General features: G+C 69.2%; 16 protein-coding genes. 8 read left to right on the plus strand and 8 right to left on the minus strand.

What is annotated here, in order from left to right; translation table 11 throughout:
- Positions 1–20 precede the first annotated feature (20 nt).
- The gene (locus GGR33_RS06955) at positions 21–833 is read right to left on the minus strand and encodes an ABC transporter permease (RefSeq protein WP_183503603.1); all 813 of its coding nucleotides are present in this window, start codon (positions 831–833) and stop codon (positions 21–23) included.
- Positions 834–905: 72 nt separating this feature from the next.
- A complete protein-coding gene (locus GGR33_RS06960) occupies positions 906–1880 on the minus strand; it encodes an aliphatic sulfonate ABC transporter substrate-binding protein (RefSeq protein ID WP_183503215.1) in 975 nt (324 codons plus the stop codon).
- Positions 1881–2072: 192 nt separating this feature from the next.
- Here GGR33_RS06960 and GGR33_RS06965 point away from each other — a divergent pair, with 192 nt between their 5' ends.
- Positions 2073–4859: a [protein-PII] uridylyltransferase gene (locus GGR33_RS06965; protein WP_183503217.1), complete on the plus strand. Its 2787-nt coding sequence runs from the start codon at positions 2073–2075 to the stop codon at positions 4857–4859.
- A gap of 96 nt (positions 4860–4955) precedes the next feature.
- Positions 4956–5552, plus strand: a complete 597-nt coding sequence (gene grpE, locus GGR33_RS06970; protein WP_183503219.1) for a nucleotide exchange factor GrpE — start codon at positions 4956–4958, stop codon at positions 5550–5552.
- Positions 5553–5622: 70 nt separating this feature from the next.
- On the opposite strand, the gene GGR33_RS06975 is transcribed toward grpE, so the two are convergent.
- Complete coding sequence (locus GGR33_RS06975) at positions 5623–6591, minus strand: oxidoreductase (RefSeq protein ID WP_183503221.1); 969 nt, start codon at positions 6589–6591, stop codon at positions 5623–5625.
- Entirely contained in the window at positions 6591–8084 is a 1494-nt protein-coding gene (locus tag GGR33_RS06980) for a peptidoglycan-binding protein (RefSeq protein ID WP_425488753.1), read from the minus strand. The genes GGR33_RS06975 and GGR33_RS06980 overlap by 1 nt, the downstream gene beginning before the upstream one ends.
- 212 nt (positions 8085–8296) lie before the next feature.
- On the opposite strand from GGR33_RS06980, the gene GGR33_RS06985 reads away from it, so the two are divergent.
- From GGR33_RS06985 to GGR33_RS06995, 3 genes are all read left to right on the plus strand, one after another.
- Positions 8297–13609, plus strand: a complete 5313-nt coding sequence (locus GGR33_RS06985) for an alpha-2-macroglobulin family protein (protein WP_183503223.1) — start codon at positions 8297–8299, stop codon at positions 13607–13609.
- Between the two features lie 6 nt (positions 13610–13615).
- Positions 13616–15976, plus strand: a complete 2361-nt coding sequence (gene pbpC, locus GGR33_RS06990) for a penicillin-binding protein 1C (protein ID WP_246412880.1) — start codon at positions 13616–13618, stop codon at positions 15974–15976.
- A gap of 181 nt (positions 15977–16157) precedes the next feature.
- Positions 16158–16760 (plus strand): histidine phosphatase family protein, encoded by a 603-nt coding sequence (locus GGR33_RS06995; RefSeq protein WP_183503227.1) that lies wholly within the window; start codon positions 16158–16160, stop codon positions 16758–16760.
- A 6-nt stretch (positions 16761–16766) separates the two neighbouring features.
- Here GGR33_RS06995 and GGR33_RS07000 read toward each other — a convergent pair whose 3' ends face one another.
- The 4 genes from GGR33_RS07000 to GGR33_RS07015 all read right to left on the minus strand — a co-directional run bounded on the left by GGR33_RS07000 (position 16767) and on the right by GGR33_RS07015 (position 19722).
- The gene (locus tag GGR33_RS07000; protein ID WP_183503229.1) at positions 16767–17180 is read right to left on the minus strand and encodes an ester cyclase; all 414 of its coding nucleotides are present in this window, start codon (positions 17178–17180) and stop codon (positions 16767–16769) included.
- 88 nt (positions 17181–17268) lie between these two features.
- On the minus strand, positions 17269–17988 hold the full coding sequence (locus tag GGR33_RS07005; RefSeq protein ID WP_343068426.1) for a hypothetical protein: 720 nt from the start codon (positions 17986–17988) through the stop codon (positions 17269–17271).
- A gap of 67 nt (positions 17989–18055) precedes the next feature.
- Positions 18056–19072 carry a nickel/cobalt transporter gene (locus GGR33_RS07010; RefSeq protein WP_183503233.1) on the minus strand — a complete coding sequence of 339 codons (1017 nt, stop codon included), beginning with the start codon at positions 19070–19072 and terminating at the stop codon, positions 18056–18058.
- Positions 19063–19722, minus strand: a complete 660-nt coding sequence (locus GGR33_RS07015) for a DUF1007 family protein (protein ID WP_183503607.1) — start codon at positions 19720–19722, stop codon at positions 19063–19065. The genes GGR33_RS07010 and GGR33_RS07015 overlap by 10 nt, the downstream gene beginning before the upstream one ends.
- 169 nt (positions 19723–19891) lie before the next feature.
- Between GGR33_RS07015 and GGR33_RS07020 the strand changes: the two genes are divergently transcribed.
- The 3 genes from GGR33_RS07020 (at position 19892) to glyS (ending at position 25392) form a co-directional block, all read left to right on the plus strand.
- Positions 19892–21784, plus strand: coding sequence for a PhoX family protein (locus GGR33_RS07020; RefSeq protein WP_183503235.1), 1893 nt, complete (start codon positions 19892–19894; stop codon positions 21782–21784).
- A 144-nt stretch (positions 21785–21928) separates the two neighbouring features.
- Positions 21929–23017: a DUF3658 domain-containing protein gene (locus tag GGR33_RS07025; protein WP_183503237.1), complete on the plus strand. Its 1089-nt coding sequence runs from the start codon at positions 21929–21931 to the stop codon at positions 23015–23017.
- Between the two features lie 161 nt (positions 23018–23178).
- Positions 23179–25392, plus strand: coding sequence for a glycine--tRNA ligase subunit beta (gene glyS / locus GGR33_RS07030; protein WP_183503240.1), 2214 nt, complete (start codon positions 23179–23181; stop codon positions 25390–25392).
- The last annotated feature ends 42 nt before the right edge of the window (positions 25393–25434 follow it).

The following is a 25434-nucleotide window of genomic DNA, read 5'->3' on the forward strand; positions in this document are numbered from 1 at the left end:
CCGTTGATCTCTGACCAAGGTCAGAGCGTCTCCCGGGCCGTGTCCTGCCAGCGCACTAGCGGGGCGGTGAGGGCGACGAGCAACGTGTCGGCGAGCTTGCCGACGATGGCGAAGGCGATGATCGCGGCGACGATCTGGTCGGGCTTGCCGAATTGCTGGCCGTCCACCAGCAGGTAGCCGAGGCCTTCCGAAGCGCCCATCAATTCGGCGGCGACCACGAACAGGAAGCCGAGGCCGAGCCCCGTGCGGAGGGCCGTCAGCGTCGCCGGCAGGACGGCGGGGAGCAGGATGCGGCGGGCGAGCGCGGTCTGCGACAGGCGGAAGATGCGGCCGACCTCGACGAGCTTGCGGTCAACCGAGGCGATGGCGCCGGCCACCCCGACATAGACCGGGAAGAACACGCCGACCGCGATCAGCGCGACCTTCGGCGTCTCGAGGATGCCGAACCACAGGATGAAGAGCGGCACCCAGGCGAGCGAGGGCACGGCACGCAGAGCCTGGAGCGTCGGATCGATCAGCCAGCGCAACCAGGGCAACGTCGCCGTGGCCGTGCCGGCGAGGATGCCGGCACCCGCGCCGAAGGCGAAGCCGAGGCCCACACGGATCAGCGTCGCCTCGACATGCGTCCGGAGGTCTCCCGAGGCGGCGAGTTGCCAGAGAGTCGCGGCGATGCGGCTCGGCGGCGGGATCAGCCGCCCCTGCGCGAAACCGCGCGAGACGGCGAGCTCCCAGCCCAACGCCAGGACGAGCGGAACCGCGAGGCCAAGCGCCCAGCGCAGGGCGGATCGCGCGCCGTCCCTTGCGGGTCGAACCGAGATCGCGCTGGAGGTCACGACCGGATCGAGCGCAGCGGCGGAGACGTTTCCCTCGGCAGCCAAGGCTTGAACCCAAGAATTCGCGGAAGTTTAGGGGGCCGGCGTCGGGTTGAACTGCGTGTCGATCAGCCCGTCGACGGCGGCGGCGACGTCGGTGGTCGCCGGTATCACGCCGGCCTGCTGCAAGGCTATACCGGCCGCGCGGATCGCATCGGCTTGGGTTTTCCCGACCGCCGGCTTGCCGAGATCGGTGCGCTCAAGCTGCCGGGCGATCACCGGGTCGGGCAGCTTGGTCGCCGCGACGAGGGCGGCCTTGAGGGCATCCGGGTTCGCGCGGGAATAGGCGCGGGCCTGCTCGTAGGCAGCGATCACGGTCTTCACGAGATCCGGATGCTCCTTGGCGAAATCCTCGCGCACGTCGAGCACGCCCCAGGTGTTCGCGGCGGGGTCGCGGAAGAACAGCACGTCGTTGTTCTCGATCTCGGCGGCGGCCATCATAGGGTCGAGACCGGCCCAGGCATCGACGTCACCGCGATCGAGCGCCGTGCGGCCGTCGGCATGTTGCAGCAGGACGAGCTTGGCGTCCTTCTCGGTGAGGCCAGCGCCCTGCAACGCGCGGATCAGGAAGATGTGCGGGTCGGTGCCACGGGTGACCGCGATGCGCTTGCCCTTGAGATCGGCGACGCTGGAGATGCCGGTTTCCTTGCGAGTGACGAGTGCCGTCCATTCGGGCTGCGAATAGGCGTAGATCACCTTGACCGGGTTGCCGTTGATGCGCGCCAGCAGCGCTGCCGCGCCGGCGGACGAGCCGAAATCGATCGCGCCGCCGTTCAGGAATTCCAGCGCCTTGTTGGAGCCGAGCGACTGCACCCAGCGCACCGTGATCCCCTTGGCCTTCAGCACCTCTTCGAGGAAGCCCTTGTCCTTGAGGACGAGGCTCACGGGATTGTAGGTCGCCCAGTCGAGCCGGATCTCCTTCACGTCGGCGGCGTCGGATGCCGTCGGCAGGCCGATCAGGGCGAGGGCACCGGCGAAGGCCGAGAGAACGGTGCGACGGGCGAGCATAAAGGGCTCCGAAGGATCGAGGATGGGCGTGGCCGTGGCGGAATTTTCGATGGCTAAGTCAACGGCGTTCGCCTCGTCAAACGAAAATCCGCGATAGAGAACAAAGCTCTTCAACTTTCCGCCCTGGTAGATGGAATACTCCGTCGCCCGACACCGCTGTCGCGCGGCCCGGAACATGCTAACGGGAGCAGCATGTTCGACGCTGCGGCCGCCCTCGACAAGGTCCTGGAATCGCTCGACCGGGACGCGCGGGAGCCGACGCGGCTCCGCGCGGCGCTGGTGCCTGAGCTGCGCAAGGTCATCGAAGCCGGCCACAAGGACGCCGAGCGCCAACTCCTGAAGGATCGCAACGGCGTCGCCTGCGCCGAACGCATCTCCCGGCTGACCGACGGCGTCGTCAAGGCGATCTTCGACGCCGTGGTCTGGCGCCTCTACCCCAACGACAACCCCTCCACCGGCGAGCAGCTCGCCATCGTCGCCACCGGAGGCTACGGCCGGGGCACGATGGCGCCGGGCTCGGACATCGATCTGCTGTTCCTGCTTCCTTACAAGCAGACCGCCTGGTCCGAGAGCGTCGTCGAGGCGATGCTCTACGTCTTGTGGGACCTCAAGCTGAAGGTCGGCCACGCCACCCGCTCCGTCGAGGAATGCCTGCGCGAGGGCCGCGCAGACATGACGATCCGCACCGCTCTCCTCGAAGCGCGCTTCCTGTTCGGCTCGCGGACGCTGTTCGAGCAGCTCGTTACGCGCTTCGACAGCGAGCTGGTGATGGGCACGGCCGCCGAGTTCGTCGACGCGAAGCTGCGTGAGCGCGACGGCCGCGTCGCCAAGGCCGGCTCCTCCCGCTACCTCGTCGAGCCCAACGTCAAGGATGGCAAGGGGGGGCTACGCGACCTCAACACGTTGTTCTGGATCGCGAAATACACCTACCGGGTCCGCGATCAGGCGGAGCTGGTGAATGCAGGCCTGTTCACGGCCGAGGAATACAAGCTGTTCGAGCGCTGCGACGAGTTCCTGTGGCGGGTTCGCTGCCACATGCACTTCGTCACCGGCCGGGCCGAGGAGCGCCTGTCCTTCGGACTGCAGCCGAAGATCGCCGAGCGGTTCGGTTTCGGCGCCCGCGGCGGCCTTTCCGGCGTCGAGCGCTTCATGAAGGCCTATTTCCTGGTCGCGAAGGAAGTCGGCGACCTGACCGCCATCGTCTGCTCGGAACTGGAGGCGCGCCACGCCAAGCGCACGCCGGTGCTCGACCGCTGGATCGGCCGCTTCCGCGATCGCTTCCGCGCGACGACGATGGAGGCCGAGGATTTCCTGATCGACAACGGCCGCATCAACACGCGCAACGAGGCCACCTTCGAGCGCGACCCGATCAACCTGATCCGGCTGTTCTGGCTCGCCGACCGCTACAACCTGCCGATCCACCCGGATGCCAAGCGCCTCGCCAACCGCTCGCTGCGGCTGGTCTCGCAGGCAGTCCGCACCGATCAAGAGGCCAACCGGCTGTTCCTCGACATCCTGACCTCGGCCAACGCGCCGGAGACGATCCTGCGGGCGATGAACGAGGCGGGCGTCCTCGGCCGCTTCGTCCCGGACTTCCGGCGCATCGTCGCGATGATGCAATTCAACATGTACCACCACTTCACGGTGGACGAGCACCTGCTGCGCACGCTCGGCGTGCTCTCGGCCATCGAATCCGGCCGGCTCGAGGACGAGCATCCCCTCGCCTCCCGCCTGATCGGCACGATCCAGAACCGCCGGGCGCTCTACGTCGCGGTGCTGCTGCACGACATCGCCAAGGGCAGGCCGGAGGATCACTCCATCGCCGGCGCGGCCATCGCCAAGAAGATCGGGCCGCGCTTCGGCCTGACCCAGGCCGAGACCAACACCGTGGCCTGGCTCGTCGAGCACCACCTGCTGATGTCGATGGTGGCCCAGAGCCGCGACCTCTCCGACCCAAAGACCATCGAGAAATTCGCAACCGTGGTGCAAACCCTGGAGCGACTGAAGCTCCTGCTGATCCTCACGGTCGCGGACATCAAGGCGGTGGGTCCGGGCACCTGGACGGCCTGGAAGGGCACGCTATTGCGCACCCTCTACGACGAGACCGAGGTGCACCTCTCGGGCGGTCATTCGGAGATCGCGCGCACCGACCGGGTCAAGATGATCCAGATCGCCCTGCGCGAGCGCCTCACCGACTGGGGTCCCGAAGAGTTCGACGCCTACGCGCTACGCCACAACCAGGCCTACTGGCTGAAGGTCGACGGCACGCGCCAATTCAAGAATGCCGGCTTCATCAAGTCGGTCGACGAGAAGGGCCGCACTTCGGCAACCGCCTACGAGACCGACGTCTCGCGCGGCGTCACCGAGCTGACGGTCTACTCACCGGATCATCCGCGGCTGCTCGCCATCATCACCGGCGCTTGCGCGGCGGCGGGCGGCAACATCGTCGACGCGCAGATCTTCACCACCACGGACGGCTTCGCCCTCGACACGATCTTCATCTCTCGCGCCTTCGAGCGAGACGAAGACGAGCTGCGCCGCGCAAAGCGGATCGCCACCGCGATCGAGAAGGCGCTCAAGGGCGAGATCAAGATCGCCGAGCTCGTCGCGGACAAGCATCCGAAGCACCCGCCGAAAACTTTCCTGGTCCCGCCGGATCTCTCGATCGACAACGCCCTGTCGAGCCGCGAGACGGTGATCGAGATCACCGGGCTCGATCGGCCTGGCCTGCTCTACGAGCTGACCACCGCGATCAACCGGCTCAGCCTGAACATCGTCTCGGCGCATATCGCCACTTTCGGCGAGCGGGCAGTGGACGTGTTCTACGTAGTCGACCTCACCGGCACGCGGGTGGTGCAGCCGGACCGGCTCGCGGCGATCCGCAATGCGGTGATGGAGGTCTTTGCCGGCGACGTCGCAGCGCTGAGGGCCGAGGGGCTCGATGCCCTGGTCGACTCGCCGCCGCCGCGGGAGGCGTGAGCCGGGGGCCCAACCCACAGCGAAACTTGATTTCGCGGGGCCTGGGCCTGATATCAGCGCCGTTCCCAAAACGATGAAGTCGACTGACGAACGGCGATGATGGCAGACCACAACGAGCATGAGGATCCGCGCAACCAGGCGGAGGCCACCCCGCAGGCCGAGCCGGCCGCGGTCGATGCCGAGGCGCTGGCCGCCGCCCTGCGCGAACGCGACGAGATGAAGGACCGTCTCCTGCGCACGCTCGCGGAGATGGAGAACCTGCGCCGCCGCACCGAGCGCGAGGTCACCGATGCCCGGACCTACGCCGTCACCAATTTCGCCCGCGACATCGTGGGCTCGGCCGACAATATCCGCCGCGCGCTGGATAGCGTGCCGGCCGAGGCGCGCGAGCATGCCGATGGCGCGCTCAAGGGCCTCATCGAGGGCATCGAGCTCACCGAGCGCGACCTCGGCAAGACGCTCGAGCGCCACGGTGTGAAGATCGTCGATCCCAAGGGCCAGCGCTTCGACCCGAACCGCCACCAAGCCATGTTCGAGGTGCCAGACACGCAGGTTCCGAACGGCACCGTCGTCCAGGTGGTCCAGACCGGCTACGTCATCGGCGATCGCACTCTGCGCCCGGCTCTGGTCGGCGTGTCGAAGGGCGGCCCGAAGCCGGAGGCGGCGAAGGACAAGCCCGCCGACGCCGCTTGAACGTAAGAGCAAGCGCCTGAGCCGTCATTGCGACGCGTAGCCGAAGCAATCCAGGGCCAACGCGCCGACGTCAGCGAGTTGGCTCTGGATTGCTTCGCTGCGCTGGCAATGGCGGAAACGGCCAGCGGACCTTCGTCATCTCTTCCGACACGTTCCAGAGCCGGCGCGCATCGGCTTCGTCGCGCGCATGCGGGGCGATGACCGACGGAGTTGGCGCGCCTCGCATCTCCCCGCGGCCGTCCGGCCCGTAGTAGTTACCTCCAAGCGCCTCCGGGGCGGTCGCTGCGTAGAGCAGCGGGAGCGCGCCCCGCGCGGCGGACTGCCCGAACAGGATCATCACGAGTTGTCCCGTCAGCCTTTGCATCGGCCCGGCGACCCCACCGAACCGGGTAATGGCGGTGCGCGTGATACCGGGATGCGCCGCGACCGCGCGGATCTCGGACCCGGATGCGCGCAGCCGCCGGTCGAGTTCGAGCCCGAACATCAGCATCGCGAGCTTCGACTGCCGATAGGCCATTCGTGGCTGGTAGGCTCGAAGCTGCAGGTCGTCGAAGTGTAGCGCGCCTCTCTGATGGGCGATGCTGGCCACCGGCACGATCCGCGAGGCAGGCCCCGGCCGCATCGTCGGCAGCAGCAGTGCGGCCAGGGCGAAATGGCCGAGATAATTCGTGGCGAGCTGCAGTTCGAACCCGTCCTCGCTCTCGTGCCGCCGGGGCAGCCAGGCGATGCCGGCATTGAGCAGCAGGACGTCGATCGGCAGCCCCTGCTCTCGTATCCGCTGGGCGAAGGCGTGCACGGAGGACAGGCTGGCGGTGTCCAGCAGCCCGATTTCCACCGCGGCGTCGGGATGCCGTCGCCGGATCGCGCAGACCGCGCGCTCCGCCTTTCCGCGATCGCGTGCTGCCAGCACGACCCGTGCGCCGGCCCCAGCGAGCGCCAGAGCCGCCTCGTAGCCGATCCCGCTGGTTGCGCCCGTAACGATGGCGAGACGACCGTGCTGAGACGGGATCTCGGCCGTAGTCCAGTCTCGCTTCGGCATTACCGCGCGCAGGTGATCGCGACGATGGAGCCGAGCACGGGAGCCGCCGCCGCGCCGAGGCTCGCCGGGGCGGGAGCGGCGTTCGGAGCGGCTTTCGCGGTGTTGACTCCGGCCTGCGCCAGGAAGGCGGCGATTACGTTTCCCGGCACCACGGCGTAGCTCGTCGGCGGCATCACTCCGGCGATCAAGCGGGGAGCGGTCGCGAATCGTGCGACGAGGCCAACGAGACGGCCGGACCGGTCGAGGACGGGCGCACCGCCCGCGCCGGGCTGGAGCGGGGCGACGACGCTCCCGCTGCCGGCCGAGCCGGGGGCGACGGCCGCGCCCTTCGCCTCGGCGCCGACCACGACGAGAGCTTCGCCGGACGTGACGGGTTCGCTGCGGATCGCCGGCAGGGCCGCCGCCGGATTGCGCGCGTCGGTCTCCAGCAAGGCGAGGTTGCCCGTGGCATCGCGTCCTGCGGCGCGGGCTGCTGCACCGCCGACGCGCGGCACCGTGCAGTGTTCGAGTGCTGCCGCCGAGGTCAGGATGCGTCCATTGCCGATGGCGAAACCCGTCGCGGCCGGCGGCGCGGTGAGGCCCGGCAGCGGCGGAGGCGCCAACGGAGAGGCTGTGTTTCCAGCCGGCTTTCCGCTCCCGGCATAAGGGTTCGGTGCCGCCGCAACGGGCTTGGCCTCCGGTGCCGGTGTAGCCTCCGGGAAGGGCAGGTAGCTGTTGGCCACCGCGATCACCAGGCGGTCGACCTCTGCGGTCAGCGCCTTGTCGTAGGCCATGGTGAAGCCGCGGATACCCTCGGCACCGGCGGCGTGCCGGATGTAGAATCGGCCCGTCGGCGTCTCGCCGGTCACCACGAGGAAGTCGGGCTTCTTGACCTTGTAGGTGATCTTCCGCTCGGGCGTGACCGCCGTCGCGCGCTCGAACAGGCCGTCGAGATCGGCGCTTCCGGCGGGATAGGAGGTCGTGTCGAGCGTCACCCGAGCGTCGGCGCTCTGCCAGCGGGTGCCGCGCGGCAGCGGGCTCTTCTTCGCCAGCAACTTCTCCGGCACGCCGATGACGGCGCCGCTCGCCGGATCGGCCTGGACGGTAAAGCGGAGCGCCTTGCGCGCCGCCTCCCCCGCGGCGTCGAGGGCGGTGCGGTCACGCGCTCCGAGGATGCCCGTCGGCTCCAGGCCCTGTCGCTTCTGCCATGCGACGATGCCTTCATAGGTACGGCGACCATAGGTGCCGGCCGTCACCGCGTTGTAGTCGCCGGTCCAGACCAGCGAATCCTGGATCGCCTTGCGCAGGGCCTCGGGCAACGCCTCGAAAGCAGCCTGGGAGGCCGCATAGGCAGGATCGGCGGCAGGGCGAGGGGAAACCGGCGGCTTCGGCTTGGCCAGGGGTGGTGCGGGCGGTCGTACCGGTGGCTGAAACGGTGCGGGGGCTTGCGCCTGCGCCGCCTGCGCCAGGGACAGGAGGCAACCGAGGGCGGACAGGCGAGCGAGCTGAATCATCATCTCCCCATGGTTGCCGATCACGCTGGCCGAGTCGCGTATGGCAGCGCACGGATCGCAGACAGCTTTCGATGCGAAGAGGCAAGAGAAATCGCGGTCCAACGAGTATTCGCAGGACTGAGATACTCGGCTAACGAGCGTTGCGGCCGGCAACGGCCGTGATAGCGTGCCGGCGCGCCGGTTCGGCTGCTCTGATGGGGTGGGACGTGGTCATGTCGCGGGAAAACCTCTTGGGGCGCAGCCTCGGCGCATGCGTGCTTCTCGGGCTCTTGGCTGGCCAGGCCTCGGCCCAGGCGCCTCGGCCTCCGATGCCGGCGCCCAAGGCCGCCACGGCTCCGGTCGTTAAGAGCTACGTGAACGAGGCTCTCGCGAGCCAGGGCGTGCGCCTCGAAGCCTCGCTCAAGAGCGAGTCCCCGGCCAATGGCAAGAATGCCGCGCAGTGGCGCAAGGAGGCGGAGGCCGCAGCGGCCGACGAATCCGAGGGCGCCGACGCCGATGCCGAGATGAACGCCTATGCGGCTGCCGTCTCCGCCGACCCGACCGATCCGCGCAACTGGCTCGGCTATGCCCGCACCGCCAGCACGGCCGGCGCCGACGAGGAGCAGACGGATTACGCCGAGCGCAGCAAGCTGAAGTCGCGCGCCACGGCGGCAGCCTACCAGGCCTATCTCCGCTCGAAAACGGTTGCCGACGAAGCCAAGGCCCTGACCGCGCTCGCGGAAACCTATGTGGCGCAGTCCGAATGGCGCCCCGCCCTCGACGCCTATCGCGCCAGCCTCGCCGTCAGGGACGATGCCGAGACCCGCGCCACCTACGAGAAGCTGCGCGAGGAGCACGGCTTCCGCATCACCGACTACAAGGTCGATTCGGACGCCGCCGCGCCGCGGGCCTGCTTCACCTTCTCGGAAGCGCTGGTCCGCAAGACCGACTACACGCCCTTCGTCGCCGTCTCGGGCGCGGCCAACGCCGCGGTGACGGCGGAGGGCCAGCAGGTCTGCGTCGACGGGCTCAAGCACGGCGAGCGCTACGCCTTCGTCATCCGCCAGGGGCTCCCCTCCTCCGTCGGCGAGACCCTGCTGAAATCGGCCGATTACGAGATCTACGTCCGGGATCGCTCGCCGCAGGTGCGCTTCACCGGACGCAACTACGTGCTGCCGCGGGCCGGCCAATCCGGCGTGCCGCTGGTCTCGGTGAACGCGGCGAAGGTGGACGTCGAGGTCCTGCGCATCGGCGATCGCGGGCTGCTGCCGGCCCTGCGCTCGGAAGACTTCCTGGCCCAGCTCAGCGGCTCGACGGCGCAGACCATCGCCGACCAGAAGGGCGTCCGCGTCTGGAAGGGCACGCTCGACACGGCCAAGGCCGAGACCAACCGCGAGGCGGTCACGGCCTTCCCGGTCCTGCAGGCGGTCGGCAAGCTCGAACCCGGCCTCTACATCATGCTGGCCAAGCCCAGCGGCACGAGTTCGCCCTCCGAAGAGGAGGGCGGCGGCTACGAGCAGCAGGCCACGCAATGGTTCGTGGTCTCCGATCTCGGGCTGACCGCCTTCCAGGGCCGCGACGGCGTGCACGTCATCGCTCGCTCGCTGGCCTCCGCCGCGGCGCTCTCCGGCGTCGACGTCCGGCTCATCGCCAAGAACAACGACGTCCTCGCCACCGCGAAATCCGATGGGAAGGGCCTCGCGAGTTTCCCGGCAGGCCTCGCCCGCGGCGAGGGCGGTCTGTCTCCGGGTATCGTGGTGGCGCAGCTCGGCGACGATTACGGCTTCCTCGACCTCAACCAGACAGCGTTCGACCTGTCCGACCGCGGCGTGAAGGGCCGCGCGGTAACAAGCGGCGCCGAGGCCTTCGTCTTCGCCGAGCGCGGGGTCTACCGCTCGGGCGAGACCGTGCAGCTCACCGCCCTGCTACGCGACCCGCAGGGCGTTGCGCTTGCCGGCCTGCCGCTGACGCTGGTGGTGAAGCGGCCAGACGGCGTCGAGTATCGCCGCGTCTCCGTCGCCGACGAGGGGCTCGGCGGCCGCTCGCTCTCCCTGCCGCTGATGGCCGGCGCGATGCGCGGGACGTGGCGGGTCACCGCCTTCACCGACCCGAAAGCCCCCGCCGTCGGCGAGGCGAGCTGGCTCGTCGAGGATTACGTGCCCGAGCGGCTCGAGGTCAGCCTCACGCCGGAGACACCCTCGCTCAAGAAGGGCGAGGCCGCCAAGATCGACGTGGCCGCGCGCTATCTCTACGGCGCCCCCGGCTCCGGGCTCGACGTCTCCGGCTCGGTGGCCGTGCAGCAGGCGGCCACGAGCGGCATCAAGGGCCTGGACGGCTTCTCGATCGGCCTCGACGACGAGTCGGTCGAGGCGACGACGGCCGAGATCGACGGCAAGGCGACCACCGACGCGCAAGGCCGCACCGTGATGACCGTGCCGGTCCAGGAGGTCGCGAGCCCGCGTCCGCTGGAGGCCAAGATCACGCTCAACGTCGGCGAACCGGGCGGCCGGGCGCTCAGCCGCAGCGTCACGCTGCCGATCCTGCCCGCTCAGCCGGTGCTCGCCATCCGCAAGGGCTTTTCCGGCGACCTCGCCGAGGGCGCCCCGGCGAGCTTCGATCTCGTCATGGCCGCGCCCGACGGCCGTCGCCTCGCGCAGGCCGGCGTGAGCTGGTCGCTGGTGAGGGTCGACAAGACCTATCAGTGGTACCGCGAGGACGGCCGCTGGCAGTTCGAGCCGGTGAAATCGACCCGCAAGATCGCCGATGGCCGCGTCGACCTCGGTGCCGATGCGCCCGCCCGCATCACCTCGCCGGTGACTTACGGCAATTACCGCCTGGAGGCGTCCGTCGCCGGCCAGCCGCTCGCGGCGGCCAGCATCTCCTTCACGGTGGGCTGGGGCGGCGGCGAGACCGCCGACGTGCCGGACCTCCTCGTTCTCACCCTCGACAAGGCGGCCTATGCCTCCGGCGAGCACATCCGCGCCCGGCTCCAGCCGAAATTCGCCGGCACCGCGACACTGGCCGTGGTCGGAGAGAAGCTGCACGAGGTGCTCGACTTGAAGGTCGCCGAGGGCGGCTCGACCATCGACATCCCGGTCAAGGCCGAATGGGGCTCCGGCGCCTATCTCGTCGCCACCGCCTATCGACCGCTCGACCAGGCGGCCAAGCGCATGCCGGGTCGGGCGCTCGGCCTCGCCTGGTTCTCCATCGACAAGGACAAGCGCGGGCTCTCGGTCTCGATCGGCGCGCCGGAGAAGACACGACCGCGTGAAAACCTGACCGTGCCGGTCAAGGTCGCCGGGCTGCAGGCCGGCGAAGAGGCGCGGGTAACGCTCGCCGCCGTCGATGTCGGCATCCTCAACCTGACCCGCTACGAGGCCCCCAACCCCTTCGCCTATTTCTTCGGCCAGAAGGCACTCGGGCCGGAGATGCGCGACCTCTACGGCTTCCTGATCGACGGCATGCAGGGCACCCTCGGCGCCATCCGCTCCGGCGGCGATGGCGGTGGCGGCGAACTCGCCGATACGCCGCCGACCCAGGCGCCGCTCGCGCTCTATTCGGGCGTGGTCACGGTGGGCGCCGACGGCACCGCGCAGGTGCCGCTCTCCCTGCCGGCCTTCAACGGGACGGCGCGGATCATGGTCACCGCCTGGACCAAGTCCCGCGTGGGGCAAGCTTCCACCGACATGATCATCCGCGATCCGGTGGTGCTCACAGGCACGCTGCCGCGCTTCCTCAATGTGGGTGACCGCTCGCGCTTCTTCGTGGCGGTGGACAATGTCGAGGGCGGCGCCGGCGACTATACGGTCGATCTCGATCTGACCGGCCCCGTCGTGGTCGGCGGCGATGCCGTGCATTCGACCATGAAGCTCGCCGCCGGCACCAAGGGCCAGCTCGTGATCCCGATCACGGCGGCAGGACCCGGCACCGCGCGGCTCGACGTGAACCTGTCCGGCCCCGGCATCCAGGGCGTCGCCGGCCAGAGCTTCAACCTCGCCATCGGAGCGGGCACGGGAGCGCTGGTGCGTCGCACCGTGCGGCCTCTGGAGCCCGGCGCCAGCGTCGAGATCAACAAGGACCTGCTCGCCGACATCCTGCCCGGCACCGGCGCGGTCTCCGTCTCGGCCAGCCGCCTCGCCGGCATCGACGTGCCGGCCCTGCTGCAGGCGCTCGACCGCTACCCCTATGGCTGCTCGGAGCAGACCGTGAGCCGCGCCATGCCGCTGCTCTACGTCAACGCCCTGGCGGCTTCGGAAAAGCTCGGCCTCGACGGCAAGCTCGACGATCGGGTGCGCGAGGCGATCGACCGGGTGCTCTCGCGCCAGGATTCGAGCGGCGCCTTCGGTCTGTGGTCGACGGAGAATGCCAGCGACACCTGGCTCAACGCCTACGTGACCGACTTCCTCACCCGGGCCCGCGAGCGCGGCTTCGCCGTGCCGCAGACCGCCTTCAACAGCGCCTTGGACCGCCTTCGCAACACGGTCGCCAACGCCACCAAGGTCGAGGAAGGCGGCATGGACCTCGCCTACGCGGCCTATGTGCTGGCCCGCAACGGCCGCCCGGTGATGGGCGATCTGCGCTACCTCGCCGACACCAAGCTCGCCGACTTCTCGACGCCGCTCGGCAAGGGCCAGCTCGCCGCCGCCCTCGCCCTGCTGGGCGATCGCGGCCGGGCTCAGAAAACCTTCGGCGAAGCGGTGAAGTCGCTCCAGAGCGAGCGCGACAAGGGCGCCTATCGGGCCGATTACGGCTCGCGCCTGCGCGACGGTGCCGGCCTCATCGCACTCGCTGCCGAGACGGGCATGACCGGCGGCATGCTGCAGCCGGTCTCGGCGATCGTCGGTGAGGAGCGCGCCAACGGCCGCTCCACCAGCACCCAGGAAAATGCCTGGATGGTGATGGCCGCCGAGAGCCTGTCGAAGGAATCCGAGGCGCTCGCCATCGGTGTCGACGGCACGGTGGCGAAGGGACTGCTGGCCCGCCTGTTCAAGGCGCCGGCGCTGGAGGAGAAGCCGGTCAAGCTGACCAACGCGGGCAGCGAGCCGGTGGAGCTCGTGGTCGGCGTCTCGGGCAACCCGATCGCGCCGGAGCCGGCGGAATCGCGCGGCTACACGGTGGAGCGGGGCTTCTACCGGCTCGACGGCACGCCGGTCGACGCCACGAAGCCGCTGCGCCAGAACGACCGCCTCGTGGTGGTGCTGAAGGTGACCGAGGCCAAGGCGACGTCGGGCCGCCTGCTCCTCGTCGACCGCCTGCCGGCCGGCCTCGAGATCGACAACCCGAAGCTGCTCGACTCGGACGCGCTCTCCGGCCTCGCCTTCGCCAAGAGCGACGTGCAGCCGAACCACACCGAGTTCCGCGACGACCGTTTCGTCGCCGCCTACGAGCGCGGCCCGGACCAGTCCGCCTTCTTCTCGGCGGCCTACACGGTGCGCGTGGTCTCGCCGGGCACCTACGTGCATCCGGGCGCGACCATCGAGGACATGTACCGCCCCGAGCGGTTCGGACGCACGGCGTTCGGATCGGTCGAGGTGGTGGCGAAGTAACCTGTGATGGAGCGCGACGCGGGCCGCGGAGGTTCCCTCTCCCCGCACGCGGGGAGAGGGCCGAGCCCCCCTCGTCGGGGGCGAGGCGAGGCGCTAGCCGATGGTGAGGGGACGGCTCCGGATGAGACTCCTTCGTCGACGCCCCCTCACCGTCGCTTCGTCTTCGCCTTCGCTCGTCGCAGGCACGACGAGGTGCCTGCGACCCTCTCCCCGCGTGCGGGGAGAGGGAGACGCGCGGCAATCGTCGGTGCCTGCCTGGCCGCCGTCGCGCTGGCACCCGCCCTGGGCCTCTGGCTCTTCGTTCAAAACCTCCCACCCCTCGACCTGACTCAGGCCAACCTCCGCTCCACGGTCATTCTCGACCGGGACGGACAGCTCCTGCGCCCCTTCGCCACCGCAGATGGGCGCTGGCGGCTTCCGGCGGGCGCGGGGGACGTCGATCCGCGCTACCTCGCCATGCTCAAGGCCTACGAGGACCGGCGCTTCGAGGGGCATCCGGGCATCGATCCGGCGGCAACATTGCGGGCGGCGTGGCAATGGGTCCGACACCGAAAGATCGTCTCGGGGGGCTCGACGCTGTCGATGCAGGTCGCCCGCCTCGTCGAGCCGCGCTCGGAGCGCTCGATCGGCCAAAAACTCCGGCAGATGGTGCGTGCCGTCGAGTTGGAGCGGCAGCTCGGCAAGGCCGGCGTGCTCGACCTCTACCTGCAGCTCGCCCCCTATGGCGGCCCGGTGGAGGGCGTGCGGGCAGCGAGCCTCGCCTATCTCGGGCGCGAGCCGGCGCGGCTCTCCTTCGCCGAGAGCGCGCTCCTCGTCGCCCTACCGCAATCGCCGGAGGCACGCCGGCCCGATCGGTATCCCGCGCAGGCTCGCCGCGCCCGCGACCGGGTGCTCGACATCGCCGCCGCCCGCGGTGTGATCGACCGGGCCGAGGCCGAGGCCGCCAAGGCCGAGCCGGTCCCGACCTCGCGAAAACCCTTCCCGATGATCGCGGCGCATGCGGCCGAGCAGGCGGTGGCTGCCGATCCCGACGCGCGTGTGCAGCGCCTGACCCTCGACAAGCGCCTGCAGGCGAGCCTCGAAACCCTGGCCAAGGAGCGCGCCGCTGCCATCGGCCCCGCCCTCTCGGCCGCGATCCTGGCGATCGACAACCGCACCGGAGCCGTGATCGCTCAGGTCGGCAGCGCCGGCTATCTCGATGCGGCCCGGGCCGGTGCGATCGACGCGACGCAAGCCGTGCGCTCGCCAGGATCGGCGCTGAAGCCCTTCATCTACGCGCTGGCCTTCGAGAACGGCATCGCCCATCCCGAGACCCTGCTCGACGACCGGCCGGTGCGCTTTGCCGCCTCCTACGCGCCGGAAAACTTCGATCTCGGCTTCCACGGCACGGTGACCGCGCGTTACGCCCTGCAGCACTCGCTCAACGTCCCGGCGGTGGACCTGCTCGACGTCGTCGGAGCCGCCCGCTTCATCGCCCGCCTGCGCGGAGCCGGCGCGACGATCCTGCTGCCCCGCGACACCGCCCCCGGCCTCCCTGTGGCGCTGGGCGGCCTCGGCATCACCCTCACCGACCTCGCCCGCCTGTACTCGGGCATGGCGCGCGGCGGCAGCGTGCCGGCTTTGGTGCGGAGGCTTCCCCCCGTCATTGCGAGCGAAGCGAAGCAATCCAGAGCCGCATCCGCGACGCCCTGCGCGGCGGCCCTTGATTGCTTCGCTCCGCTCGCAATGACGGAGCGCACCATCGCCGACCCGGTCTCGGCTTGGTACGTCTCCGACGTGCTGCGCGGCGCGCCGCCGCCCGAGAACGCCCTGACCGGCCGAATCGCGTTCAAGACCGGCACCTCCTACGGCTACCGCGACGCCTGGGCCGTGGGGTTCGACCGGCGCGTAACCATCGCCGTCTGGATCGGGCGGCCCGATGGCGCCTCGGTGCCCGGACTCGTCGGCCGGGTCTCGGCCGCGCCGGTCCTGTTCGACGCCTTCGCGCGCTACGGCGGCGAGCCCGAGCCGCTGCCCCGGCCGCGTGATGCGCTAGTCTCGACCACCGCCGGGCTGCCGCCGCCCCTGCGCCATATCCGCCGCGACGCCCCGAAGACGCTGGTGGCGACGCTCGGGGTGCCACTCAAGATCGCCTACCCGCCGGACGGATCACGCGTCGATCTCGGCCTCGGCGACGGCGCGAAGCCGGAACTCGCCCTCAAGGCGCTCGGCGGCCAGCCGCCCCTCACCTGGATGGTCGACGGCCTACCCGTCGGCCAGGGCATGCGCCGGCAATCGGCCTGGAGCCCGGATGGAGCCGGCTTCGCGCGGATCTCTGTGATGGACGCGGCAGGTGCCAGCGACAGCGTGGTGGTGCGGATCGAGTAGGCGCCGGCCGGGTTCCCCTTCCCCTTGCGGGGAGGGGTCAGGGGGGGTGGTTCAGAATCGAGCACCCCGGTGCCTCCTGCACTACCCCCCACTTCCAACTCCTCCCTGCAAGGGGGAGGAGAGTCACGCGCGAGGCTGGCCTGCGCCGTTCCGTCTGGCAGCGCGGCCGGCGCGACCGTACATGCAGCGCATGACCACGAGCCGCATCGTCTGCATCCGCCACGGCGAATCCACCTTCAACGCGCATCACAGAGCCACCGGCCGCGACCCCGGCCATATCGATGCGCGGCTGTCGGACCTCGGCCACCGTCAGGCCGCCGCGGCGCGCGAGGCGCTGCAGAGGATTCCGTTCGAGCTCGTGGTGACCTCTCCGCTGACGCGCGCGATCCAGACCACCATCGGCATCTTTTCGGAGCATCCGGCCAAGCCCCAGATGCTGGTCGAGGTGCTGCACCGGGAATGCCAGGAAAGCTCCTGCGACGTCGGCCGCGCCGCCTCGGTGCTGGCCAAGGAGTTTCCGGATTTCGACGTCCGCCACCTGCCCGAGATCTGGTGGCACGACGCGGATGCGGTCCAGGCCAGGGGCTGGCCAGTCGAGCCGCCGCACCTGTTCGACGAGCGCGTCGCCGGCTTCCGAGACTGGCTGCGGGCGCGGCCCGAGACGACCATCGCCGTCGTCGGGCACTCGACCTTCTTCTACCACCTCACCGGTCGCTGGCTTGCCAACTGCGAGGCCATGGAGATCGACCTCGACGTCGAGCCGCAGCTCCGCGCTTACGGCTGATCCCGGTCAGCCGGGGATTGCGCCGATCTGCTTGAGGATGCCGAGTTCGTCGGACGAACCCCAGCGCTCGGTCATCTTGCCGTCCTGAAACTGGCCGATCTGCAGGCCGCGGACCTTGATCGCCTTTCCTGTCGGCGCGTGGCCGTTGAAATCGCCCTGGTGCGTGCCGGTGAGCGTGTAGGCGAAAGCGACGCTGTCGCCCTCGGCGACGAGCTTCTCGACCTCGACCTTCATGTCGGGGAAGGCCGTGCGTAGCTGCGTGAAGAACTGCCGGTAGCCTTCGGGACCGCGATGCTGGCCCGGCGCCGGGTCGTGGTCGTGACACTCGGGCGCGACGACCTCGGGGAAGGCATCGAAGGTGCCGGCATTGACGAGTGCGCCGAAGCGCTCGGTGGCCTGGATGCTGCTCTCTCTGGACATGAAGCTCCTTTCGGTTGCGGGCAATCGAGTTCGCCCGTGCGTCAACCACCGGAAGCCGCGAGTGTTTCCCGGAATCTGCCGGTTCGGCTCAGACCGTTGCGCCGGCGCGGGCAGCGTCGAGGCGGCGGCCGGCCTGGACTAGATCGATCTCAGGCGCCCGGCGGCCGATCGCCAGCGCCTCGTCGAGGATCGCCACCGCGATCGGCCAGATGCCCCCGGCGAACGGCGCCGCGCCTTCGGCGACCTCGGCCGCGCAGCGCGGATCGTCGAAAGCCTTCGCCGCGGCCGTCGCGGTGCGTGACACGGCGGCGAGCCGCGCGCCCTGCAGCCAAGCGCGCCGATGCGACGCGGCTTGAGCCAGGACGGCGCCTTGGCTCTCGGCCGTGCGCGCCGCGGCCATGGCATCGGCGGCAACCGTAGCGATCTCGCAGCGCGCGGCGAGTGCCGGTAATCCCGCCAGGTCGAGGAGTGCGGGCAAGATGCGGCGCACGCTCTCCAGCGCCAGGAATTCGGTGCGCTCCGCCTCGACCGCCTCGCTGTCGGCCGAACCCGAGAGGCGCAGCACGAAGGCCATCAGCCTCGGCCGCTCCGCATCCGGCATCGCATCGTTGAGGCCGAGGGCGTAGGCGGCCAACGGCCGCGAGAAGCAGGGTGGGCAGTCTTCCGTCGCGGTGATCGCCTTGTAGGGCAGCCCGGCCGCGACGATCGCCGCCTCGTTGATGCAGGTGCCACCATCCGGACCGGGAAAGGCATGCGAGCCGGCAAGCAGACGCCAGTTCAGGATGTGGTCGAAGGGGCCTGCAGTCACGGGCATTCCTCTCGGGATCCGAGGGGAGACTGACAGCCGCGGCGCCGTTTGGCGAGTGCGCTTCGTCTCAGCCGCCGACGCCGAGCGCGAGGCCCGAGAGCATCGCCAGCCCGAGGACCAGCACGAAGGCGGCGGCCGCGAGTTCGAGGCCGCCGACGGCAATCACACCGGCATTGCCGCGTCCGCCCGCGAGACGCAGCGCCAGCGCCTTGGCGAAGACCGCGAGGCTGGCCAGCGCCCCCGTGGTCAGCGCCGTGCCGAGCGCCATGGCGAAGGTCGCCACCATCCCGGCCGCAAGCATCCCCTGCGCGGCGGAGAAGACCAGGATCAGGATTGCCCCGGAGCAGGGCCGCGTCCCGGCCGCGAGCACCACGCCCGTCCGCTCTCGCCACGTATCGAGCCGCGCCACGGTCTCGGCGTCGGACAGATGGACATGGCCGCAGCCGGGCTCGCAGGCCGCGATCGGCTCGGCGGATGTCAGCGCGGCGAGCCGCCCGGCCTTGCGCCAGGTGACGGCCGCACCGAGCAGCGCGACGAGGGCGAAGCTGACGGTCTCGATCAGCGTCCCGGCCCGGTTCATGGCGCTTGAGGTGGCGTTGAGCAGCAGCACACCGATGCCGACGATGGCGACGGCGACGAGCGCCTGCATCATGGCTGCCGCGAAGCTCAGGGCGAAGCCGCGGCGCAGGGTGCGCTCGCCGGCGACGATGTAGCCAGCGATCACCGCCTTGCCGTGGCCAGGGCCGGCAGCGTGGAAAACGCCGTAGGCAAAGCCGAGCAACGCCAGCGGCCCCCATTCGCCGCCCTGTTTCAACGCGGTGACCGCGCTCTGGAGGCTGCGCGAAAAACTCGATTGAACGGAGAGCAGCCAGCCACCGATCCCGGTTGCCGACGGCGCGGATTCGCGAAAACCCATCCCGAAGGGGGAGCGGGGCGGCGGGGCGGCGACGCCCGGCATGACGAGCCACGCCAGAAGCGTCAGCACGGCGGCAGCAAGGGCGACGGCGCCCGCAGCGAAGGCTAGGCGCAGGGCCAGCCGGCTGCGCGGCGATCGCGCCGGTTCGAGCGCGATGCCTACGGACATGCGACGATCGCCCGGTTGGCGAACTGAACCCCGTAATCCGCGGCGGCTGTCAGCGCCTCGAAGAAGGCCTCCGACATCGGCTTCCCGGCATCCGCAGTCTGCGGTTCAGTGGTCTTGGGGCGGTTGATGGTGACGGCGCAGCCCGAGGGCGCGCCCTTCAGGCTGACGGCGTCGGCTCCGTCAGCGAGCCCGAAGGAGACGAAATAGGTCGGATCGTACACCTCGATCGCGGCGACCCCGCGACCCTGCGCGGCCGGGGCTTTCAGCGGCAGGAGGAAGCTGAGCGTCACCTTGTCGCCGTCCATCGCCATGTGCGGCTCCCGCGGATCGGCAAAAACCTGCTCCTTGCCAGCGACCTTCAGCTTGGTGAAGTAGCCGAACTCCGCGAGGTTCGTGGTGTTCTCGGTGGCGAGGCCCTGGAGCTCCTCGGAGGACAGCTTGCCGTCCTTGTTGGTGTCGAGGCCCTGCGTCACGTAGGCGGAATAGGCGGCGTCGAAGGTCCAGCTGTGCCGCACGCCGGCGACCTTGCCGCTCTCGTAGGCGATCTCGGCCTTCGCCACGACCCAGACATGCGGATGCGCCAGCGCCGGGCCGGCAGCGACGACGCCGAGCAGAGCGAGCGCGTGGCGAAGAGACGAGGCAATCGGCATGCGGGTCACGGATGCTCGCGGCTCGCTGAAATCGGGTTCGAAGCGGGGTGTCGACGATGGTGCAGCCGCGATGGGGCGAAAGCGGGGCATGGCACTTCGCAAGGCGCCGTCACCGCGATTTCACGCAACGGTCGTAGTCGCGAACCATTCTGATCTGAGGCCTCTCGCGATGTCCGACACCGATCACCCCGCCGGCCCCACCATCGGCGAGATCATCACCCAGCGACTCAGCCGCCGCGACGTCATGCGCGGCTCTCTCGCGGCCGCAGCCGCTTCGACGCTGATCGGCCCCGGATCGACCGCTGCTGCAGAGGCCGAGCCGGGTGGCGTCTTCGACTTCCCCGAGCTCAAGGCCGGCGTCGACGAGACGCTGCACGTGGCCGAGGGCTACCGCGCCGACGTGCTGCTGCGCTGGGGCGACCCGCTCTTCGCCGACGCGCCGGATTTCGACCCGACCGCGCAGACCGCCGAGGCCCAGCGCCGGCAGTTCGGCTACAACAACGACTTCGTCGGCTTCATCCCGCTCGATGGCGATGGCCGGCGCGGGCTGCTCACGGTCAACCACGAATACACCAATGGCGAGCTGATGTTTGCCGGGCTCGTCGCCAACACCCGCAAGGAGGCGCTGACCGCGCTCAACGCGGATCAGGTCGCGGTCGAGATGGCGGCGACGGGCGGCTCGGTGGTCGAGATCGCGCGTGGCGCGACGGGCTGGCATCCGGTGATCGGCTCGCCCTACACGCGGCGCATCACCTCCGACACGCCGATGGCGATCACCGGCCCGGCGGCAGGCCATGCCCGCCTGCAAACGAAAGCCGATCCGACGGGGCGCACCGTGCTCGGGACCATCAACAACTGCTCGGGCGGCATCACGCCCTGGGGCACCTGGCTCTCGGGCGAGGAGAACATCCACTATTACTTCACCGGCAGCCTGCCCGAGGGCCATGCCGAGAGCGACAACGCCAAGGCGATGGGCATGGGCGGCCCATTCTTCGGCTGGGGCCGCTTCCACGACCGGTTCGATCTCGGCAAGGAGCCGAACGAGGCGAACCGCTTCGGTTGGGTGGTGGAAATCGACCCGCACGACGCCGCCTCGACGCCGAAGAAGCGCACGGCGCTGGGCCGCTTCAAGCACGAGGGCGCGGCGGGCGTGATCAACCGCGATCAGCGCTACGTCGTCTATCTCGGCGACGACGAGCGCTTCCAGCACATCTACCGCTTCGTCAGCGCAGGGACGGTGGGCAAGACACGCGCAGACAATGCCGACATCCTCGATTCCGGTACGCTGAGCGTGGCGCGTTTCGCGGCCGACGGCACCGGACGCTGGCTGCCGCTGGTCCACGGCGAGAACGGGCTCGACGCCTCCGCGGGTTTCGCGAGCCAGGCCGACGTGCTGATCGAGACGCGGCGCGCGGCGAAGAAACTCGGCGCCACGCCGATGGACCGGCCCGAGGATATCGAGGCGAACCCGAAGACGGGTCGCGTCTACGTGATGCTCACCAACAATGCGAAGCGCACCGCCGATCAGGTCGACGCCGCCAACCCGCGCGAGAAGAATCTCTACGGCCACATCATCGAGATCTCGCCGGATGAGGGCGACCACGACGCCACGACCTTCCGCTGGGAGGTGCTGGTGCGCTGTGGCGGCCCGGAATCCGGGGCGAGCTTCGGCGCGGCGACGAGCGCCGACGGCTGGTTCGGCATGCCCGACAATTGCGCCTTCGACGGACGTGGCCGCCTCTGGATCGCCACCGACGGTAACTCGCGCAAGGCGACGGGACGCGCCGACGGGATCTGGGCGCTCGAGACCGACGGAACGCGCCGGGGCACCGGCCGGCATTTCCTAAGGGTGCCCGTCGGCGCCGAGATGTGCGGGCCGTGCTTCACGCCGGACGACGAGTCGTTCTTCGTCGCCGTCCAGCATCCGGGCGAGTCGGACGACGAGGCCGTGCCGGCGAACTACGACAAGCCCTCGACGCGCTGGCCGGATTTCCGCCCCGACATGCCGCCGCGCCCGTCCGTGGTCGTGGTGACACGCAAGGCGGGGGGCCCGATCGCTTAAAGCGCCTCCGTTTTCCTGGGGCCACAACCGGTGCAGCGCAATCGTCTCTTTGCGACTCGTTGCAGATCTAGCCGACTTCCAAGGTGAACTTGCCGGAGCATTTCACTACGCTCCGAGCAGAGGAATCGCAGGAGTATCGTTAGCGTGCCGGTGGAGAATTTTATTGGTCGCTGGATAACCATGAACAATCGCCGCAAGGTTGCGACGATCGAAGTTGACCTAGTCGATGGCCGCCTCATCGTGTGTGCCATCGACAATGCAAACGGCGAGTTGGCAGACATCAGAAATCTGAATTGCGACGACACCGAAATTCGATTCGCCGCCACGTGGTCGTCGGGTCGAACGGTGTCGTATCGGCTTCAGAAGGATGACGACGAACTCGTCGTCCATTTCACGACCTCGGACACCGCCCGCTTTCGAAAGGACGTCAACGAAGACGGGACGCTTCGATGGCGCAGCGGCGTACTGCATGTCGCGCCCGGACATTCGGCGGGGTATTCGATCAGTCTGGCGCTGCGCGAGAGTGGCCGCACCGACCACGTGATCAGTTTTCCCGATGAGCTGAGTTGCGGTCCAATCGATTCCGACGACTCTGCGATGCGAGCCGCTTGGTGGGCGTCGATTTTTGATGAGTACGACGCCGACGTCGACGCATTCTGGCGTCATCTCGCGTCCACGAGCGACCGCCTCGTCATTTGGTTCGGACGCCGCAGCGCAGATGAGTACGCGTTTTTCTTGGCTCTCGCAGATCGCCTGGGTGACCGCCCCTACGACATCATCGACGTCACCGGACTGCAAATGCCGGTGACGCTGCCGACTGGCGAGCCGGGACTTTCGCGCCCGAAATTGGCGGTTTCGTATATCGGCGAGGACGAGCTCGCGGCGCTGTTCGACACGGAACGCGCGATGACGAGCCAAGAGAAAAAAGAAGCTGCGCAATCTTGGCACAAGCTGAAATCCGAGAACGCACCGTTTCGTATCGTGACGGACGCCGGACTGGTCTCCGCGCCTGCTGAGGTATTCGATGATGTCTTGTTGAAGCACGCAACGAAAGAGTGGCGCAAAGTTGCTTTGGTCATCGGCGAAACATTGGGGGAGACGATGGACCCCTACATTCAAGTTGGTGATCGGATGTTGTTGGCCCGTGTCGTCGCCCTCGTAGAGCAAGGCAAGCTTCTGGCCCACGGCGACCCTTGGGTCATGCGGAGATGTGAGGTGCGTCTGCCTGACTAGAGACGCCAGCAAGCGCGCCGCATTTCGCTCGGAGTGCAGCGTTCGAAACGCCGGCTTCGTGAGCGAAGATCGACCTTGGTCTCCGCGTGCTCGAACATCCGCCTCATACGCGCGCCGCGACTATCTCGACGAACACAAGGTGGGCGGCTATTCCCGCGCCCATGCCTGATCTCCTCCTCGAACTCCTCTCGGAAGAAATCCCGGCCCGCATGCAGCGGCGTGCGGCCGAGGATCTGAAGAAGCTCGTCACCGACGCGCTGGTGGAGCGAGGTTTTTTGTATGAGGGCGCCAAGGCCTTCGCGACGCCGCGTCGGCTGGCGCTGCATGTCGCCGGGCTGCCGGCGCGAGGCGAGGCGGTGCGCGAGGAACGGCGTGGGCCGAAGGTCGGTGCGCCGGACGCCGCCGTGCAGGGCTTCATGAGGGGCGCGGGGCTCACGAGCCTCGACCAGGCGACCACCGTCACCGACCCGAAGAAGGGCGAGTTCTACCTCGCCGTGATCGAGCGCGCCGGCCGCGAGACCCTCGACGTGCTCGCCGAGATCCTGCCGCAGATCATCAAAAACTTCCCCTGGCCGAAATCCATGCGCTGGGGCGCGGCCTCGGCGCAGCCGGGCGCTCTGCGCTGGGTGCGGCCGCTGCAATCGATCGTCGCGACCTTCGGCCCCGAGACCGAGACGCCGGAAGTCGTTCCCTTCGAGGTCGACGGCATCAAGGCGGGCACGCTGACCCGCGGTCACCGTTTCCTGGCGGCCGGCGAGATCGAGGTGCGCCGCTTCGACGATTACGTGCAGGCGCTGGAACGCGCCAAGGTCGTGCTCGATGCCGACCGGCGCAAGGACATCATCCTGCACGACGCGAAGGACCTCGCCTTCGCGCGCGGGCTCGACCTCGTCGAGGACGAGGGGCTGCTCGAAGAGGTCGCCGGGCTGGTCGAATGGCCGGTGGTGCTGATGGGCTCGTTCGACGAGGCCTTCCTCGAGATCCCGGCCGAGGCGATCCGCGCCACCATCCGCGCCAACCAGAAGTGCTTCGTGCTGAGAAAAAGCGGCTCCGAGACGCTGGCCCCGGCCTTCCTGCTGGTCTCGAATCTCGTCGCCACCGACGGCGGCCTCGCCATCACCGCCGGCAACGAGCGCGTGGTGCGAGCCCGGCTCTCGGACGCGAAGTTCTTCTGGGAGACGGACAAGGCGATCCAACTCGAAAGCCGGCTTTCCAAGCTCGATACGATCGTTTTCCACGAGAAGCTCGGCACGCAGGGCGAGCGCGTGAAGCGCATCGCGGCGCTGGCCAAGGAACTCGCGCCATTGGTCGGTGCCGATCCGGCTCAAGCCGAGCGCGCCGCGAACCTCGCCAAGGCCGACCTCGTCACCGAGATGGTCGGCGAGTTCCCGGAACTGCAGGGCCTGATGGGGCGCAAATACGCGGCGCTCCAGGGCGAGCCGGAGAGTGTCGCGGCCGCAATCGAGGAACACTACAAGCCGGTCGGCCCCTCCGACCGTGTGCCGACCGACCCGGTCTCCATCGCCGTGGCACTCGCCGACAAGCTCGACACGCTGGTGGGCTTCTGGGCGATCGACGAGAAGCCTACGGGGAGCAAGGACCCGTACGCGCTTCGGCGTGCGGCGCTCGGCGTGATCCGCTCGTTGATCGAGCGTTCGTTCCGCTTGTCACTGGCAGAGATCGTTGCGCGCCAGTTCGCGATCGCCGAACGACGCGGTGCTCCGCAGGGTGCGGCTGCCGGCGAGGTCCGCGAGCAGGATCTTGGTGCCTCCGGCTTCCACTTTTCGGGCGTGGTCGAGACCGAGGGGCAGGCGGCGCACAGCCCCTCGGCACAGCGGGTCGCAGACCTCCTCGCCTTCTTCGCAGACCGCCTCAAAGTCTACCTGCGCGACCAGGGCGCCCGCCACGACCTGATCGACGCCGTCTTCGCCCTCCCCGGCCAGGACGACCTGCTGATGGTGGTCCGCCGCGTCGAGGCGCTCGGCCAGTTCCTCGGCACGGATGACGGCAAGAACCTGCTCGCGGGCGTCAAGCGGGCCTCGAACATCCTGCGCATCGAGGAGAAGAAGGACGGCCGCGCCTACGATGCCGAGCCGGATACCGCACTCATCGGCTCCTCCGGCCAGCCCGAGGAGCAGGCGCTCGCCGAAGCCCTGAGGGCCGCCCGTGCCGACGCCTCGGCCGCCGTCGCTGCGGAGGACTTTTCCGGGGCGATGCGGGCTCTGTCGCGGCTGCGGGCGCCGGTGGACGCCTTCTTCGACAAGGTCACCGTCAACGCCGACGACCCGGCCGTGCGGGCAAACCGCCTGGCGCTGCTGAACGCGCTGCGCGCGGCCACACGCGAAGTCGCGGATTTTTCGCGCATCGAGGGCTGACCTCGCCGGTGGCGCATCCCCTCTCCCCGTGTGCGGGGAAAG

Origin of the sequence: Methylobacterium brachythecii (genome assembly GCF_014196345.1) — a bacterium.
GTDB classification, from domain to species: Bacteria; Pseudomonadota; Alphaproteobacteria; order Rhizobiales; family Beijerinckiaceae; genus Methylobacterium; species Methylobacterium brachythecii.

Excerpts from the sequence above, each read along its gene's own strand:
- GGR33_RS07020 (WP_183503235.1), top strand. The coding sequence starts at position 19,892 with ATGTCCGACACCGATCACCCCGCCGGCCCCACCATCGGCGAGATCATC.
- glyS (WP_183503240.1), top strand. The coding sequence starts at position 23,179 with ATGCCTGATCTCCTCCTCGAACTCCTCTCGGAAGAAATCCCGGCCCGC.
- GGR33_RS07010 (WP_183503233.1), bottom strand. The coding sequence starts at position 19,072 with ATGTCCGTAGGCATCGCGCTCGAACCGGCGCGATCGCCGCGCAGCCGG.
- GGR33_RS06960 (WP_183503215.1), bottom strand. The coding sequence starts at position 1,880 with ATGCTCGCCCGTCGCACCGTTCTCTCGGCCTTCGCCGGTGCCCTCGCC.
- grpE (WP_183503219.1), top strand. The coding sequence starts at position 4,956 with ATGATGGCAGACCACAACGAGCATGAGGATCCGCGCAACCAGGCGGAG.
- GGR33_RS06995 (WP_183503227.1), top strand. The coding sequence starts at position 16,158 with ATGCAGCGCATGACCACGAGCCGCATCGTCTGCATCCGCCACGGCGAA.
- pbpC (WP_246412880.1), top strand. The coding sequence starts at position 13,616 with ATGGAGCGCGACGCGGGCCGCGGAGGTTCCCTCTCCCCGCACGCGGGG.
- GGR33_RS06965 (WP_183503217.1), top strand. The coding sequence starts at position 2,073 with ATGTTCGACGCTGCGGCCGCCCTCGACAAGGTCCTGGAATCGCTCGAC.
- GGR33_RS07000 (WP_183503229.1), bottom strand. The coding sequence starts at position 17,180 with ATGTCCAGAGAGAGCAGCATCCAGGCCACCGAGCGCTTCGGCGCACTC.
- GGR33_RS06975 (WP_183503221.1), bottom strand. The coding sequence starts at position 6,591 with ATGCCGAAGCGAGACTGGACTACGGCCGAGATCCCGTCTCAGCACGGT.
- GGR33_RS07015 (WP_183503607.1), bottom strand. The coding sequence starts at position 19,722 with ATGCCGATTGCCTCGTCTCTTCGCCACGCGCTCGCTCTGCTCGGCGTC.
- GGR33_RS06985 (WP_183503223.1), top strand. The coding sequence starts at position 8,297 with ATGTCGCGGGAAAACCTCTTGGGGCGCAGCCTCGGCGCATGCGTGCTT.
- GGR33_RS06980 (WP_425488753.1), bottom strand. The coding sequence starts at position 8,084 with ATGATTCAGCTCGCTCGCCTGTCCGCCCTCGGTTGCCTCCTGTCCCTG.